This is a genomic window from Limnohabitans sp. JirII-31, assembly GCF_002778315.1.
GTDB lineage: Bacteria > Pseudomonadota > Gammaproteobacteria > Burkholderiales > Burkholderiaceae_C > Limnohabitans.
This window is the reverse complement of record NZ_NESA01000011.1, coordinates 61,867-76,811: the sequence shown is the minus strand read 5'-3', so window position 1 is coordinate 76,811 and position 14,945 is coordinate 61,867. Positions and strand designations below refer to the sequence as shown.

Below are 14,945 nucleotides of genomic sequence, written 5' to 3'. Positions count from 1 at the left end.
TGAATGACGCGATCCACCGCCCCTACCCTGCAAGACTTGGCGAAGCACTTGGGGGTGCACAAGTCCACGGTGTCACGCGCCATCGACCCAGCCCGACGCCATTTGGTGGCGCCCGATTTGCTGCAACGCATCGAAGCAGCTGCACGTGAGCTGGGCTACCGCCCCAACCATGCCGCCGCAGCGCTGAGCCGTGGCCGCTCGAAAACCATTGGGGTGCTGTTGCCCGACATCACCAACCCGGTGTTCCCACCGATCTTGCGTGGCATTGAAGATGCGCTGGACGAAGCCGGTTACTTTGCCTTGCTGGCCAACACCTCGCGGCCCGAAAACAGCAGCCACACCGCGCAAGTGGCGGTGGAGCGCATGCAAGCGCAACGGGTGGAAGGTTTTTTGGTGGCCACGGCCACGCGTGACGACGCGTGGCTGGAGAGCTTGCGCCAGAGTGGCGCGCAGATTGTGTTGATCAACCGCACCGATGGCCGAGGACATTTGCCTGCCGTGATCAGCGACGACATGCTGGGCATGCGCTTGGCCGTAGACCATGTGGTGGGCTTGGGCCATCGACAGATAGCCCACTTGGGGGGACCCGAGAGCCTGTCAACCGGTTTGGCGCGACGCATGGGCTTTGAGCAAGCCATGCGTGAGCACAAACTCAAACCCACGCACATCGTGAGCGCCGAGTCTTACGCCATTGACAGCGGCGATATGGCCATGCAGCAGTTGCTGGCATTGCGCCAGAAAAAACCGTTCACGGCTGTGGTGACTGCCAATGATTTGATCGCACTGGGTGCGCTGCAAGCCTTACAGCGCGCGGGCATCCGCGTGCCACAGGAGGTGTCGATCGTGGGCCATAACGACATGCCTTTGCTGGATCAGGTCAATCCGCCACTGACCTCGGTGCGGATTCAGCACTACGAGATGGGCTTTAGGGCTGCGCGTTTGCTGCTGGACGCCTTGCGTCAAAGACCGGGCAGTCAAGACGCGACCGTGGTGCTGCGGCCCCAGTTGGTGGTGCGTGCATCGACCAGCGGACCACCACACGCAGGCCCGGCCTAAGTGTCTTGTGCGAACAGGGCCTGCGTTGCCTCTGCCTCATCACGGGTTGGTGCTCTTGATTGCCATTGCAACAACTTGGCCTCTAAATCTTGACGGCTGATGGGCTTGCTGCACACCTCATCCATGCCAGCGTCTAAGCAGCGTTGCACGTCTGCATCGGTGGTGGCCGCAGTCAAAGCCAAGATGGGGGTGCGGCGACGCAATGGGTCTGAGGCCTCCATTTGTCTGATCTCTTGTGTGGCGGTGTAGCCATCGACCTCTGGCATGTGGCAATCCATCAACACCAGATCAAAGGTCTCGACGCACATGGCGTCAATGGCAGCACGGCCATTGAGAACAAACGAGGCATCGCAACCCAGGGAACGCATGAAGGCCTGGAGGATTTTTTGCGTCACCACGTTATCTTCTGCCACCAAAATTTTCATGTGCTGGAGTGGTGCCAGGTTGGACGACTGCACGGGGTCTTTGGACTCAAGGTGTGCCAGTGCGTCTGGACTGCGCCCACGGGTGCGGATGAGTGCGGCGATATCTTTGCGTCGCACCGGCTCGTTCAACACCGTGATGTTGTGCACCTGACCCACGGAGTGCAGTGCACCTTCTTTGTGATGGCTGGACAGGTCGGTGTCAATCAAGACACAGGGACTGTGGCATTGAAATAACTCACAAAATTTTTGATACGTTGAACGATCAAAGATCACCAACTCGGAGGTGACGTCTTTCCACTGAGCCTCTGCGCAATCTTGCCAAGTTATGCCGAGCCAATCCAAATGCGTTTGCATGGATTGACGCAACACATCGTCTTGGAAACATAAAAACACGGGTTGCTGTATGGGACTGAGCGCCGCCTCGTCCATGCTTTGAGCAGCGTGAGACTGGATATTTTTAACGGGCAACGACAAGGTGAAGCAACTGCCCTGCCTCAGACGACTGGTGACTGAAATTTGTCCACCCATCAATTCAGCGAGTTCTTTGGAAATCACCAAACCCAAGCCACTGCCGCCAAAACGTCGACTGGCGGTGGTGTCTGCTTGGTAAAAGTGCTGGAACAAATGGGCCAACTGCTCTTGCTCAATGCCAATGCCTGTGTCTGTGACACGAATTTCCAAGATGTCTGCATCGTCAATTTTTTTCAAACTGGCTTTGACCTGCACATGACCTTGGGGCGTGAATTTGACGGCATTGCCAATGAGGTTGGTCAGTATCTGGGTCAGACGAAAAGCGTCGGCGTCGACGCGGGTGGTGTCGGCCAGCTCAATTTGGGCGTACAAGGCCACGCCCTGCAAATGCGCCCGTGGCATGAGCATTTGCACCACGTCTTCAATGACGTCGAGCACCAAGGTTGGCCGTACATCCAGGGTGACGGCATAGGCATCGATGCGAGAGATATCCAACACATCGTTGAGGATGCCCATGAGGTGTTGCCCCGAGCGACGAATCAAATCGAGAAAGTTTTTTTGCTCTGCTGTGGGTTGGGTGTCCATGAGCAAATCGACTGCGCCCAACACACCGGTCATGGGGGTGCGCAACTCGTGGCTCATATTGGCCAAGAAGCGGGATTTGATGAGTGCCGATCGGTTTGCGAGTTCTGCCTTGAGCACACTTTCGATGGTTTGCGACACAGCACGTTGCAACCAAATCGCCCCCAGCGTGAGGCAACTGATGGCGAGCAAGACAACCGTGACCAGGAACTCCAGGGCCTGATTCGTTTTTTGGGCCAGCACATCGCGCCTGAGCTGCACTTCTAGAACAGCATCCAAAGACGGGATCGACTGTGTGCGGTGTCCGGGCATCAGGGCATCGGCCCCTTGCACCAAGGCAGCGCTCTCTGTGCGAAAGTTGCGCGCGATCACCGCATCCGCTTGTTTGATGGTCATGACCAAGTCATCGGGTGCTGCCAGATGGGTCAAGGTGTTCTTGAGCCATGCTGGATCGAGCACGCCCACCACAGCGCCTGCGTAAGTGCCATCGGCAAATCGCAACGGAACTGCACGCACAAAGAAATGCCCTAGAAGGGTGGCGACTGACGCCGCAAACGGTCCGTCATCGGCATGTGTGCCAGCTTCCTCGGCAATTTTTGAAAAATCGGCTTGGAAATCATTGCTGGGCAGCGACAAGATGGCGTCGCCTGCCGTGTTGACGATCAAGATGGCCAGATACGGAACGTCTGCCGAAGAGCTCTTTGATTTGAGCAATGCATCTTTTTCTGTCAGCCCGGGCCCGTAACGCTCAAACGAATCGCGGGTGTGAACCAGGATGTCGTCCACGTGTTGGGTGCGTGCTTGCACGCTGAGTGCCACCAGTTTGGCCTCAGCATCGGCTTCGGCCCAGGCACTGTCTTGCACTTGTTGACGCGCGCTGAAGACATACAGCCCGACCAAAGACAAGAGCATGCACACCACCACCGCCCAAGTGCCCCAAATCAAAACACTTTTTCGTTGCAGCCACGTGGTCTTCGCCGCACTACGCATGACGACAGCCCCCCAAAAACATGGTCACCGTCATGCCTCAGATGTAACGTGCCTGCCAATAGGCTCGGTCCGACAACTCTGCCCAGCGCAGTTGTTGGCGCAAATAAGCGTAGTAGCTCTCGTACACCGTGCGCGAAAAGGCATCACCTTCGACCACACTGCGAATCACGTCTGGTGTCTTTTTTCTGTACTCTTTCACGACATCGTTGGGGAAGCGCAAGATCTGGAGTTTTTTGATCGCACGCAATCGATCCAGCGCATGGGCATTTTCCGCATAGAAATGCGCTTGCGTTTCAGTGAACTCACCCCAGCAGTAGCTCTCCATGATGGCGCGGTGCGAGGGCGACAACTTGTTCCACAGCGATTGGTTGATCAGCAACTCCAGGGTGTGCCCGGGCTCGTGGAATCCGGGTGCGTAGTAGTAGTCACACACGTCTTGCAAGCCCATCTCCAGATCACTCCAGGGAGCCACCCACTCGGCACCATCGAGACGACCATCCAGCAAGGCTGGTTTGATATCGACAGCAGGCAAAGTCACGGGCTGGGCACCCAATGCTTTGAAGATCTCCCCCCCCAGACCGGGGTATCGAATTTTGAGACCTTTCACCGATGCCAAAGAGGTGATGGGTTTGGTCATCCACCCCCCCATTTGGACACCTGTATTGCCGCATGGCATGGGCACTACACCACGCTGTGCACAGAGTTGATGCCACAACGCATAGCCTCCGCCATGTCGCAACCAGCCGTAATGTTCCACGGCCATCATGCCAAAAGGAACCGTGGAAAAGAAATTGAAGGCGGAGGATCGCGAGGTCCAGTAATACGCTGTGGAATGCGCCATGTCGATCTCGCCACTGGCCACCGCATCGAACAATTGCAATGCAGACAGCTTGGTTTGGTTGGCAAACACCACCTCAATCGTCAGCGTGCCACCCGACATGGCTTTGACCTTAGAGGCCATGCGCTTCAAGATATGGGCCGGCCCTGACAAGGTATCTGGCCAAGCGGCAACCAGCCGCAAGTTCACATGGCCCTTCGACACCGATGGCGCTTGGGGCTCAGAAGCCGCAGATGCGGCGCTTGGCAATATCGAGGCCATTGCTGTCGCACCCAGCATGCGACGCTGATGATCGACTTCCTTGTGTATACCAGCCACCATAAATAAACCTTTTTATTTAAAAATAAGTAAAATAATTATATTTGGCACTAACAAGAAAATTGACACTTTTTATTTAATTTTGGTAATGATGTATTTGTCACACGCTGCAAAAGCGGAAGCAATTTAGGGTAAACCCCTGAGAATTAGCACTCCAGATCGAAGAGTGCTAATATTGCATGACTGGTAACCGAAAGGGCTACACATGACAACACTCACACAATCTGCATTGACCGTCACCAACCCATGGGCGATGGTGCCGCCGCTGGGTAACTTGGATGCTTATATTTCAGCAGCCAACCGTTTGCCCATGCTCACGCTTGAACAAGAGCAGGAATTCGCACGCAAATTGCGAGACAACAACGACATTGAAGCGGCCGGAAAGCTGGTGCTCTCACACCTGCGCTTAGTGGTGTCGGTGTCACGCCAGTATTTGGGCTACGGACTGCCGCACGCCGACTTGATTCAAGAAGGCAATGTGGGGCTGATGAAAGCAGTCAAACGCTTCGACCCCGACCAAGGCGTGCGTTTGGTGAGCTACGCCATGCACTGGATCAAAGCCGAGATTCACGAGTACATCCTCAAGAACTGGCGAATGGTCAAAGTGGCCACCACCAAGGCACAACGCAAATTGTTTTTCAACTTGCGCTCCATGAAGCAGGGCTTCAAGGCCGATGCGTCAGCCATGGATGCCGATACCCACCGTGACACCTTGAATCCACTCGAAGTGGAGGCTGTGGCACACAAGCTCAATGTCAAAGCCGAAGAGGTGGTGGAGATGGAAATGCGCATGGCCGGTGGCGATGTGCTGCTGGACCCCACTTCCAGCGACGACAACGAAGATGCGTTTGGTCCAATTGCCTATTTGACCGACGCCAACCACGAACCCACGGCCATGATCGCGGCGCATCAGCGCGATGTGTTGGCGTCTGATGGCATTGCCGCCGCACTGAATGTGCTGGACGAACGCAGCCGCCGGATTGTGGAAGAACGCTGGTTGAAGGTGGAAGACAACGGTTCAGGCGGCATGACGCTGCATGACTTGGCCGCCGAGTACGGCGTGAGTGCTGAGCGCATCCGTCAAATCGAAGTGGCTGCGATGAAGAAGATGAAGACCGCCTTGGCTGAGTACGCTTGAAACAGCATGGCTGACTGACAAAGGCCGCTGTCACAGCGGCCTTTTTTATTTCAGCAAGGTTTTGATATCTTCTGCCAAAGCTTGCGGCCCGCTGCCATAGCGGCTGAACAAACGCAGGTTGCCCTGGGGGTCGTACACATAGCTGCCCGCAGAGTGGTCCATGGTGTAGCTGGTGGGTGTTTTGCCATCGACTTTTTTGTAATACACCTTGTAGTCTTTGGCCACGGCGGCCAACTGCTCAGGCGTGGGGATGAATGCCACAAAGCTGGGGTCAAAGTTGCCCATGTAGGCCTTGAGCAATTCAGCTGTGTCACGCGCGGGATCCACCGTGATGAACACGCCTTGCAGTTTGTCGCCATCAGCGCCAAGCAAACGCTTGACCTCGGCCAACTCGGTCATCGAGGTGGGGCAGACATCCGGGCACTGGGTGTAGCCAAAGAAGACCACCACCACCTTGCCTTTGAAGTCGGACAAGCTGCGCGTTTGGCCGTTGTGGTCGCTCAGCGTGAAGCCACGCGCGTAGTCAGCGCCTGTGATGTCGATGGCTTTGAAGCTGGGTTTGTCGGGACTGCAAGCCACCAAGGTGGCAATGGTGAATGCGCTCCAACAAGACAAAAGTGCGCGTCGTGTAAACATAGGCATCACAGGTAGTGGTCGATCAAGAGTGCCGCGAACAGCAGACTCAAATGGATGAGTGAAAAGCGAAAGGTTTTACGCGCCAGGGCATCCGAGTAGTTGCGCCACAAAGCCCAGCCATAAGCACAAAAGCCCAGACTCAACAGCACGGCACTGACCAAGTAAAGCCAACCGCTCATGCGGTAAATGAAAGGCATCAAACAAGCCGCAAACAAGACCCAGGTGTAGAGGACGATTTGCAAACGGGTGAATTCGTTGCCGTGTGTGACGGGCAGCATGGGCAAACCTGATTTGCGATAGTCCTCCACACGGTAAAGAGCCAGGGCCCAAAAGTGCGGTGGGGTCCACAAGAAGATGATCAAGAACAGAATCAGCGCCTCAGGCCCTACATCGCCTGTCATGGCCGCCCACCCGAGCACGGGCGGCATGGCCCCCGAAGCGCCCCCAATGACGATGTTTTGTGGCGTCAAAGGTTTCAAGATGACGGTATAGACCACGGCATAACCCACAAAAGTGGCAAAGGTCAGCCACATGGTGAGGGGGTTGACCCAGACATACAGAATCCAGGACCCAACCGCACACATCGCGGTTGAGAACAGCAAAGTGTCGCGATCGCTCAACTCACCTTTGGCGGTAGGACGCCAGGCCGTGCGCTTCATGCGCGAGTCGATGCCTTTTTCAACCAGGCAGTTGAACGCCGCGGCAGCACCCGAGACAAACCAAATGCCCAAGCAGGCCAGCGCAGCCAATTTCACCTCTGCCCATGAGGGCACACCCGGCACCGCCAGCACCATGCCAATCAAAGCGCAGAAAACGATGAGTTGGATCACGCGTGGTTTGGTCAGCGCATTGAACTGACGCCAGCGGGATAAAGAAGGATGAACATCGCTCATGACATAGAACTCACAACAATCAATTCACAGCGTCACGCGTGGCACGCGTACCCGCCAACAATCCGACCAGCAACACCAACAAGGCCGCAGCACCCCCAGTGTGCATGACAGCAGCAGCCAAGGGCCAATCCAACACCACGTTGGACAAACCCGTGAGCAACTGCAACAACAACAAGCCCGACAACCAAGTCGCCACCGTGCTTAACGCAGAGAAACGTCGCAACTGCCACGCCAAGGCGCTTAGGTAAGCCAGCACCACATAGGCCATCAAGCGATGGGCATAGTGAATGGCTGTCAGCGCTTCAAAGTGCAAAGGCTCGCCCTGCGTGTTCAACCCCAGAGGACGCCACAAACCAAAGCCTTGTGCAAAGTCCATCAAGGGCCACCAACTCCCTTGACACTGCGGGAAAGTGTTGCAAGCCAACACGGCGTAATTGGTGCTGACCCACCCCCCCAGTAACACTTGCATCAGCAGCAATGCAAGACCTAGGTACACACGTCGGCGCACAGAGACATTCAATGCCACTTCAGTGACCCAATCGGAGGCTTGCCGTTGCTGTTGTACTTGCAAGGTGAGCAACGCCAACAACATCAAAGCGCCGAACAAATGCAAGGTCACGATCAAAGGAAACAGCTTCATGGTGACGGTCAATGCACCAAAGGCACCTTGCAGACAGACCCAGATCAGGGTCAAGGTAGGCCAGGCCACTCGCACACTGCTATCGCCACGCCAACGCCGGGTCCAGGCAAATCCAGCCAACGTGAGAATCAACCCACCCACAGCCATGGCCATGTAGCGGTGAACCATTTCGATCCAGGCCTTGGTGTGCGTCACAGGACCTGTGGGCATCACTTGCTGCGCCTGATCAATGGCGACTTGTGCGCCCACAGGGCTGGCATGACCATAGCAACCGGGCCAATCGGGACAGCCCAACCCCGAGTCAGTCAGGCGCGTGAAGGCACCAAACAGCACCAAATCAAACGTTAAAAACAAAGTAACCAACGTGAGCAAGCGCACACGATGCGCGGTCGACGCACGTGGGTTGCGCAGCCACACCCAGCACAAGGGCACCATGGCCACCAGCGCTCCCATCACCAGCAAATGCAACAGGGGTCCCAGGTTGTAGAGACTGTCGGTGGACATCTTCAGCGCCCTGCCTCGTCCCAGGATGCAGCGGCACGCAACAACCGCTCCATGTCACGCTTGGCTTTAAGCGCACCATCTGTCCCCAGCTTGGCGGGAAAGCGCATCATCCATTGCCCATGCGGGTCAACCAAATACAAATGGTCTGACAGCGCTTGCCCTTTGGCAGGCTCCAGCCATTGGCTCAGGGCTTGGGGCGGCACACGCAGCACCGTGGCCTCCTTGAGGCCTGGCAGCAAAGCAGCGGGGACGGGTTGCTGATCATCAATCAACCACACCCACTCCGTGCGTGGACGGTCTTTGCCCAGCCCTGTCAACAACTGACGTTGCAAATACAAATTAGTTTGGCACGCCTCGTCACACGCACCGCTTGCCACGCTGACCAATAACCACTGCCCTTTCAAGTCTGGCAGCGACACACTCTCGCCGCTCAAGCTCTGCGCGGTGATAGCAGGTAATGCGCGCGTGGGTTCGATCAACTCACCGAAATTACGACGTCCTTCTGGACGCACCACGTAATAGGTGAAGTAGGAAGCCACCACAGGCGCCGCACACACCAACAAGACGATCATCATGCGCAAACGTCCCATGGCCGTACGCTTGGCATCGGCCAAAGCGACGTCGTTGGGTGACGGCAAGTCGTACACCGTAAGGCCCAAGGGGTGATCTGATTCAGGACGTTGAGTTTCGGACATGACGGTAGGGTTTGATCCATTGAAACCAAAGATAGAGCAGCAACTGCAATGCAGCCAGTGCAAACCATTGGAAGGCGTAGGCTTGGTGCTTCTCAACACCTGCGGAGATTTCAGGCCAATCGCGTAACAGGCCATCCGAGGCGGCGTCGGTTTGCAACACCACGGCCACGACATCACCACCAATTTCTGTGGTGTATTGCGCGAGGTCTAGATTTTGCCGAATATTGGATGCCCCTGAGGCAGGTGCAGTCGATGCGGCTGCCGAGCTCAATTGGAGCAAATCGGAAGGGAGCGGCGCAATACGTCCATGCACATGCACCACCTCCACCGGTGTGTCAATTGGCGGCAACAAGGTACGGTCTTGCTGGTGGCGCGGTACCCAACCACGCTGAACCAGCACGCGGGTGTCGGCATCAAGAGCCAACGGGGTGAGTACCCAAAAGCCAGCGCGACCATTCATGGCCCGGTTGTCCAAGTAAATGGTGTGCTCGGGCAACCAAAACCCTTGTAAAGACACACGTCGATGCAGCAACTTAAATTGACCGGGTTGCGCCAGCAGACTGGGCGTGTCCAGTTCAGGCGCGCTCAGCTGCGCAGCAATAGCTGCATGGCGCGCTTGCTTTTCTTGGCCACGAGAGAGTTGCCAAAATCCCAGACGCACCGTCAACGCCACGCCCACGCACATGGCCAAGGTGATCCATGCCAAGTTGCGGGTGCGCGGTAAAGAGATAATGGCTCGTATGAAATTCATTGTTGCAATAGCGTTCTTAGCCATTTTGGGGAGCCTGGTCTCGGCTCTGGTGTTCATGATGCGTGATGGACGCAATGGTCAGGCCAAGTCGAGCAAGATGGTCAAAGCTCTGGCTCTTCGTGTCGGTTTCTCGATTCTTTTATTCATCTGCATTTTGATTGGCTGGAAGTTGGGCTACATCCAACCCACAGGCATCGCACCGGGGCAATAAGCCCCCCAAACAACAAAGGCCGCACATGCGGCCTTTGCTGGTGAGGGCGGATGCCGTTACATCCAGTACACCAAGATGTACAAGCCCAGCCACACCACGTCCACAAAGTGCCAGTACCAAGCAGCACCTTCGAAGCCGAAGTGTTTGTCGGCAGTGAAGTGGCCCTTTTGCAAACGCAAGGTGATGACCAACAGCATCAACATGCCCAAGAACACGTGAAAGCCGTGGAAACCTGTGAGCATGAAGAAGGTTGAACCGTACACGCCCGAGCTGAGCTTGAGGTTCATCTCATGGTAAGCGTGGTAGTACTCGTAGCCTTGCACAAACAAAAACACCACACCCAACAACACCGTCAACCACATGAACTTGATGGTGGTGGCACGGTGGTTCTCACGCAATGCGTGGTGCGCAATCGTCAAAGTCACACCCGAGCTCAGCAACAACGCGGTGTTGATGGTGGGCAACCAAAACGGCGTCATGGTTTGGAACGGCTCGATGATGCCAGCAGGTGATGCGGTCATACCAGCCGCCATGCTAGGCCACACAGCTTTGAAGTCAGGCCACAGCAGTGCATTGTCTAAGCTGCCCAGCGCTGGCACCGAATGCGAACGGGCCCACCACAGAGCAGAGAAGAATGCGCCAAAGAACATCACTTCAGAGAAGATGAACCAGCTCATGCTCCAACGATAAGACAAGTCAATCTTGTGCCCGTACTGGCCGCTTTGGCTTTCCGCAATTGCGTCGCCAAACCATTGGTAAAGCACACCCAACCAGAAGACCAGGCCAAAGAACAAGGAATACTTGCCCCAGTCAGCGCCGTTGATCCACTGGCCTGCACCAAGAATCACAAAAAACAAACCCAAGGCAGCCAACGCGGGATGACGCGAGGCATGGGGCACGTAGTAATAGGGCGTTGCGCCGTGTGAGGTGCTACTCATTTCCACTCCTTCTTCTTTATTTCGCGACGACCAGGTTGACCAAAACGATCAACCCAATCACAAATAACAAACCAGCAACCAGCCCCACGCCCAAGATGTGCAGGGGGCTGATTTTTTCAATGTCTTCTTGGAACTCGCTGCTTTTACGAATTCCCAGAAACGACCACGCCACCGCCACGATGGAGCGCATGAACGACGTTCTTTTGCTCATGCCCCAGCTCCTTTGTGCGTGGTGTCCAAGGCGGCAGTCGGTGCTGCAGGCGTCTTGGAGCCCACTTCAAAAAAGGTGTAAGACAGTGTGATGGTGGTCACGCTTTTTGACAACTTTGGATCAATCACAAACACCACTGGCCATTGCTTTTTCTCGCCTGGAGCCAAGGTGTATTGGTTGAAACAAAAACATTCCAACTTGTTGAAATGCGCAGCAGCTTGACGCGGCGCATAACTGGGAATGGCTTGGGCAGACATGACGCGATCTTGCACGTTTTGAAACTCGTACATGATGGTCGTCATCTCGCCCGGGTGAACTTGCACCGAACTTTGTGCAGGCTTGAACAACCAGGGCCCACGGGCATTGGCGTCAAACTCCACGGTGATCGTGCGTGAGGTGTCAATCTGCGTGTTGCCGACCTTGGCACGTGCACTGCCCGTTCCGGGTATCTCGCGCTCGCCCAAGGCCAAGATGTTAATACCTGTGAACTCACAAATCGCTTTGTACATGGGTACCAGCGCGTAACCAAACGCAAACATGCCCGCGGCTACGATCAGTAGCTTTCTCAGCATGAAGAGGTTGTTGCGCACGTTGGCCATGGTGTTATCAGCGGTTGAGCAAGATCACTTTGATGAAAAACCCGACAAAGAAAACCACCGCCACCGAAGCCAGAATCAGGCCCAGGCGGAGGTTTTTTTTGCGTTGTTCAGGCGTCATCGATCAGCCAATCACGCGGGTTGCCGTGGCATCCAGCTTGGGTGGGGTTTCAAAGGTGTGGAAAGGTGCAGGCGAAGGCACTTCCCATTCCAGACCTTCAGCAGCTTCCCAAGGTTTGGCCACTGCTTTGTCGCCATGACCACGCATCGCGGGCAACACAACGAAGAAGAAGAAATAGACCTGGGCAAAACCAAAGAAGAATGCACCCACAGAAGCCAAGGCATTGAAGTCGGCAAACTGCATCGGGTAATCGGCGTAGCGACGTGGCATGCCCGCCAAGCCCAAGAAGTGCATGGGGAAGAAGGTCACGTTGAACGAGATCAGAGTCCACCAGAAGTGGATCTTGCCGCGTGTTTCGTTGTACATCACGCCGGTCCACTTGGGGCACCAGAAGTAGAAACCAGCAAACATGGCAAACAGCGAACCAGCCACCAACACATAGTGGAAGTGGGCGACCACGTAGTAGGTGTCTTGCACTTGGGTATCAATCGGTGCCATCGACAAAATCAGGCCTGTGAAACCGCCCATGGTGAACACGAAGATGAAACCAACGGCAAACAACATGGGCGTCTCGAAGGTCATCGAGCCCTTCCACATGGTGGCAATCCAGTTGAACACCTTCACGCCTGTTGGCACAGAGATCAACATCGTGGCGTACATGAAGAACAGCTGACCCGTCACAGGCATACCTGTGGCGTACATGTGGTGTGCCCAGACGATGAATGACAAGATCGCAATCGACGATGTGGCGTACACCATCGAGGCGTAACCGAACAACTTCTTACGTGCAAACGCGGGCACGATGTGGCTGATGATGCCGAAGGCCGGCAAGATCATGATGTACACCTCAGGGTGACCAAAGAACCAGAAGATGTGCTGGTACATGATGGGATCACCACCGCCAGCGGGGTTGAAGAAGGTCGTGCCAAAGTGGCGGTCTGTCAGCGTCATGGTGATCGCGCCAGCCAACACAGGCATCACAGCAATCAGCAGATACGCAGTGATCAACCAAGTCCAAACAAACATCGGCATCTTCATCAGCGTCATGCCAGGGGCGCGCATGTTCAAGATGGTCACGATGATGTTGATCGAGCCCATGATCGACGAAGCACCCAAGATGTGCATGGCAAAAATACCAGCGTCCATTGAGGGACCCATTTGCAGGGTCAACGGTGCGTACAAAGTCCAGCCAGCAGCAGGAGCGCCGCCGGGCATGAAGAACGAGCCAGCCAACGTGGCCGCAGCAGGAATCATCAGCCAGAAGCTGAAGTTGTTCATGCGCGCAAAGGCCATGTCAGAGGCACCAATTTGCAATGGGATCATCCAGTTTGCAAAACCCACGAAGGCCGGCATGATGGCGCCGAACACCATGATCAGGCCGTGCATGGTGGTGAGTTGGTTGAACAACTCGGGGTTCACCAATTGCAAGCCGGGCTGGAACAGCTCAGCACGGATCAGCAGAGCCAAAACGCCCCCGATGATCAACATGGTGAAAGCAAACAACAGGTACAAGGTACCGATGTCTTTGTGGTTGGTGGCAAACACCCAGCGACGCCAGCCGTGTGGGGCACCGTGGTGGTCGTCGTGACTGTGGTCGCCTGCGGCGTGGCCGTGTGGATCGAGTACTGCGCTCATGATGTGTTCCTTCTAAACGCTGGCCGAATTAACGTGCGGCCTTGACATCGGCAGGCTGAACCAGCTGGCCGGTCTTGTTGGACCAATTGTTTTTGGTGTAGCTGATCACAGCTGCAATGTCGGTGTCGCTCAACTGCTTCCAGCTGGGCATGGCCAAATTGTTTTGACCATTGAGCAGCACTTTGATTTGCTTGGTCTTGTCGGCATCCAGCACAACAGCCGCGCCATCCAAAGGCTTGATCGGACCCGCACCCTTGCCATTGGGTTGGTGGCAAGCCGAGCAGTTGGCTGCGTACACTTTTTCACCGCGCTTGGTGATGTCTTCAAGCGTCCAAACCTTGCTTGGATCATCTTGCAAGGCAGCCATCTTCTTTTGCTCGGTGGCCACCCATGCGGCGTAGTCTTCAGCGCTCAGCACCTTGACGTGAATGGGCATGTACGCATGCTCTTTGCCGCACAACTCTTGGCATTGACCGTGGTAGTCACCCACTTGCTCAGCACGGAACCAAGTGTCGCGAACGAAGCCAGGAATGGCGTCTTGCTTCACACCCAACGAAGGCACAGCAAACGCGTGAATCACGTCATTGGCGGTGGTGATGATGCGAATCTTTTTGTTGACTGGAACGACCAAGGGATTGTCCACCTTCAACAAGTAATCGTCGATGTCCACGCCTTTGGCGCCGTTGTTAGACATTTCGCGTTGCGCGTTGTCCAAGGTGGAGATGAAGGCAATGCCCTCACCCTCACCCTTGATGTAGTCATAGCCCCACTTCCACTGATAACCCGTGGCCTTGATGGTCAGGTCAGCATTGGAGGTATCTTTTTGAGCCACCACCGCCTTGGTGGCGGGCAGCGCCATCAAGATCACGATGATGAAAGGAATGACGGTCCACGCAATCTCGACCTTCACCGACTCATGGAAGTTGGCCGACTTGTGACCCACCGATTTGCGGTGCTTCCAGATGGAATAGAACATCACGCCAAACACTGCAATAAAAATCACCGTGCAAATGATCAGCATGAACCAGTGCAACCAGCCTTGCTCTTGCGCAATCTTGGTAGCTCCAGGCTGAAGATTGAGTTGTCGCACGCCCGGGCCGCCCGGTAAGTCGTTCACCGCCCAAGCCGCTGTGCTCGCCCATGCGGCGGCGAACAGCAAACCAGAAGCCAGCTTCTGGAAAAGATTGTTCTTCATCACTTTCGATTGCCTTAATGTTTAGACTTCAGGACCGCAAACCTTGTGAAACACTGCGTTATCTCAATGTGTCAAGCAATGGTTTGCCCTATAAGTAACCA

At 55.4% G+C, this 14,945-nt stretch carries 16 protein-coding genes; 3 read left to right on the top strand and 13 right to left on the bottom strand.

Features of this window, described 5'->3' with window-relative positions; genetic code table 11:
• Positions 1-3 precede the first annotated feature (3 nt).
• Complete coding sequence (locus B9Z41_RS13660) at positions 4-1,056, top strand: LacI family DNA-binding transcriptional regulator (protein WP_100147629.1); 1,053 nt, start codon at positions 4-6, stop codon at positions 1,054-1,056.
• On the opposite strand, the gene B9Z41_RS13655 is transcribed toward B9Z41_RS13660, so the two are convergent.
• A complete protein-coding gene (locus B9Z41_RS13655; RefSeq protein WP_158236183.1) occupies positions 1,053-3,446 on the bottom strand; it encodes an ATP-binding protein in 2,394 nt (797 codons plus the stop codon). The two genes, B9Z41_RS13660 and B9Z41_RS13655, sit on opposite strands and share 4 nt — an antisense overlap.
• A 115-nt stretch (positions 3,447-3,561) precedes the next feature.
• Complete coding sequence (locus B9Z41_RS13650) at positions 3,562-4,683, bottom strand: TRAP transporter substrate-binding protein (RefSeq protein ID WP_100147627.1); 1,122 nt, start codon at positions 4,681-4,683, stop codon at positions 3,562-3,564.
• Between the two features lie 202 nt (positions 4,684-4,885).
• On the opposite strand from B9Z41_RS13650, the gene rpoH reads away from it, so the two are divergent.
• The gene (gene rpoH / locus B9Z41_RS13645; RefSeq protein WP_100147626.1) at positions 4,886-5,818 is read left to right on the top strand and encodes an RNA polymerase sigma factor RpoH; all 933 of its coding nucleotides are present in this window, start codon (positions 4,886-4,888) and stop codon (positions 5,816-5,818) included.
• Between the two features lie 45 nt (positions 5,819-5,863).
• Here rpoH and B9Z41_RS13640 read toward each other — a convergent pair whose 3' ends face one another.
• From B9Z41_RS13640 to B9Z41_RS13620, 5 genes are read right to left on the bottom strand one after another with little or no spacing between them, the layout of a single operon-like run.
• Complete coding sequence (locus B9Z41_RS13640) at positions 5,864-6,460, bottom strand: SCO family protein (RefSeq protein ID WP_100147625.1); 597 nt, start codon at positions 6,458-6,460, stop codon at positions 5,864-5,866.
• Positions 6,460-7,347 carry a heme o synthase gene (gene cyoE, locus B9Z41_RS13635; protein ID WP_100147624.1) on the bottom strand — a complete coding sequence of 296 codons (888 nt, stop codon included), beginning with the start codon at positions 7,345-7,347 and terminating at the stop codon, positions 6,460-6,462. The genes B9Z41_RS13640 and cyoE overlap by 1 nt, the downstream gene beginning before the upstream one ends.
• A gap of 19 nt (positions 7,348-7,366) precedes the next feature.
• Positions 7,367-8,491: a heme A synthase gene (locus B9Z41_RS13630; RefSeq protein WP_100147623.1), complete on the bottom strand. Its 1,125-nt coding sequence runs from the start codon at positions 8,489-8,491 to the stop codon at positions 7,367-7,369.
• Between the two features lie 2 nt (positions 8,492-8,493).
• Complete coding sequence (locus B9Z41_RS13625) at positions 8,494-9,186, bottom strand: hypothetical protein (RefSeq protein WP_100147622.1); 693 nt, start codon at positions 9,184-9,186, stop codon at positions 8,494-8,496.
• Positions 9,164-9,892: an SURF1 family protein gene (locus tag B9Z41_RS13620; RefSeq protein WP_233202683.1), complete on the bottom strand. Its 729-nt coding sequence runs from the start codon at positions 9,890-9,892 to the stop codon at positions 9,164-9,166. Before B9Z41_RS13620 ends, B9Z41_RS13625 begins: the two co-directional genes overlap by 23 nt.
• A 34-nt stretch (positions 9,893-9,926) precedes the next feature.
• Between B9Z41_RS13620 and B9Z41_RS13615 the strand changes: the two genes are divergently transcribed.
• Positions 9,927-10,148 carry a twin transmembrane helix small protein gene (locus tag B9Z41_RS13615; protein WP_100147620.1) on the top strand — a complete coding sequence of 74 codons (222 nt, stop codon included), beginning with the start codon at positions 9,927-9,929 and terminating at the stop codon, positions 10,146-10,148.
• A gap of 56 nt (positions 10,149-10,204) precedes the next feature.
• Here the strand turns inward: B9Z41_RS13615 and B9Z41_RS13610 are convergent, their stop codons facing one another.
• The 6 genes from B9Z41_RS13610 to coxB are packed head-to-tail and all read right to left on the bottom strand — an operon-like array spanning position 10,205 to position 14,844.
• Positions 10,205-11,086, bottom strand: a complete 882-nt coding sequence (locus tag B9Z41_RS13610) for a cytochrome c oxidase subunit 3 (RefSeq protein ID WP_100147671.1) — start codon at positions 11,084-11,086, stop codon at positions 10,205-10,207.
• Positions 11,087-11,102: 16 nt separating this feature from the next.
• Positions 11,103-11,297, bottom strand: coding sequence for a DUF2970 domain-containing protein (locus B9Z41_RS13605; RefSeq protein WP_100147619.1), 195 nt, complete (start codon positions 11,295-11,297; stop codon positions 11,103-11,105).
• Positions 11,294-11,896 (bottom strand): cytochrome c oxidase assembly protein, encoded by a 603-nt coding sequence (locus B9Z41_RS13600; protein ID WP_100147618.1) that lies wholly within the window; start codon positions 11,894-11,896, stop codon positions 11,294-11,296. Before B9Z41_RS13600 ends, B9Z41_RS13605 begins: the two co-directional genes overlap by 4 nt.
• 7 nt (positions 11,897-11,903) lie before the next feature.
• Positions 11,904-12,014 (bottom strand): cytochrome oxidase small assembly protein, encoded by a 111-nt coding sequence (locus B9Z41_RS17230; RefSeq protein ID WP_233202682.1) that lies wholly within the window; start codon positions 12,012-12,014, stop codon positions 11,904-11,906.
• A 3-nt stretch (positions 12,015-12,017) separates the two neighbouring features.
• The gene (gene ctaD, locus B9Z41_RS13595; RefSeq protein ID WP_100147617.1) at positions 12,018-13,649 is read right to left on the bottom strand and encodes a cytochrome c oxidase subunit I; all 1,632 of its coding nucleotides are present in this window, start codon (positions 13,647-13,649) and stop codon (positions 12,018-12,020) included.
• Positions 13,650-13,677: 28 nt separating this feature from the next.
• Complete coding sequence (gene coxB / locus B9Z41_RS13590; protein ID WP_100147616.1) at positions 13,678-14,844, bottom strand: cytochrome c oxidase subunit II; 1,167 nt, start codon at positions 14,842-14,844, stop codon at positions 13,678-13,680.
• Positions 14,845-14,945 lie beyond the last annotated feature (101 nt).

Excerpts from the sequence above, each read along its gene's own strand:
- B9Z41_RS13660 (WP_100147629.1), top strand. The coding sequence starts at position 4 with ATGACGCGATCCACCGCCCCTACCCTGCAAGACTTGGCGAAGCACTTG.
- B9Z41_RS13655 (WP_158236183.1), bottom strand. The coding sequence starts at position 3,446 with ATGCTCTTGTCTTTGGTCGGGCTGTATGTCTTCAGCGCGCGTCAACAA.
- B9Z41_RS13650 (WP_100147627.1), bottom strand. The coding sequence starts at position 4,683 with ATGGTGGCTGGTATACACAAGGAAGTCGATCATCAGCGTCGCATGCTG.
- rpoH (WP_100147626.1), top strand. The coding sequence starts at position 4,886 with ATGACAACACTCACACAATCTGCATTGACCGTCACCAACCCATGGGCG.
- B9Z41_RS13640 (WP_100147625.1), bottom strand. The coding sequence starts at position 6,460 with ATGCCTATGTTTACACGACGCGCACTTTTGTCTTGTTGGAGCGCATTC.
- cyoE (WP_100147624.1), bottom strand. The coding sequence starts at position 7,347 with ATGAGCGATGTTCATCCTTCTTTATCCCGCTGGCGTCAGTTCAATGCG.
- B9Z41_RS13630 (WP_100147623.1), bottom strand. The coding sequence starts at position 8,491 with ATGTCCACCGACAGTCTCTACAACCTGGGACCCCTGTTGCATTTGCTG.
- B9Z41_RS13625 (WP_100147622.1), bottom strand. The coding sequence starts at position 9,186 with ATGTCCGAAACTCAACGTCCTGAATCAGATCACCCCTTGGGCCTTACG.
- B9Z41_RS13615 (WP_100147620.1), top strand. The coding sequence starts at position 9,927 with ATGAAATTCATTGTTGCAATAGCGTTCTTAGCCATTTTGGGGAGCCTG.
- B9Z41_RS13610 (WP_100147671.1), bottom strand. The coding sequence starts at position 11,086 with ATGAGTAGCACCTCACACGGCGCAACGCCCTATTACTACGTGCCCCAT.
- B9Z41_RS13605 (WP_100147619.1), bottom strand. The coding sequence starts at position 11,297 with ATGAGCAAAAGAACGTCGTTCATGCGCTCCATCGTGGCGGTGGCGTGG.
- B9Z41_RS13600 (WP_100147618.1), bottom strand. The coding sequence starts at position 11,896 with ATGGCCAACGTGCGCAACAACCTCTTCATGCTGAGAAAGCTACTGATC.
- B9Z41_RS17230 (WP_233202682.1), bottom strand. The coding sequence starts at position 12,014 with ATGACGCCTGAACAACGCAAAAAAAACCTCCGCCTGGGCCTGATTCTG.
- ctaD (WP_100147617.1), bottom strand. The coding sequence starts at position 13,649 with ATGAGCGCAGTACTCGATCCACACGGCCACGCCGCAGGCGACCACAGT.
- coxB (WP_100147616.1), bottom strand. The coding sequence starts at position 14,844 with ATGAAGAACAATCTTTTCCAGAAGCTGGCTTCTGGTTTGCTGTTCGCC.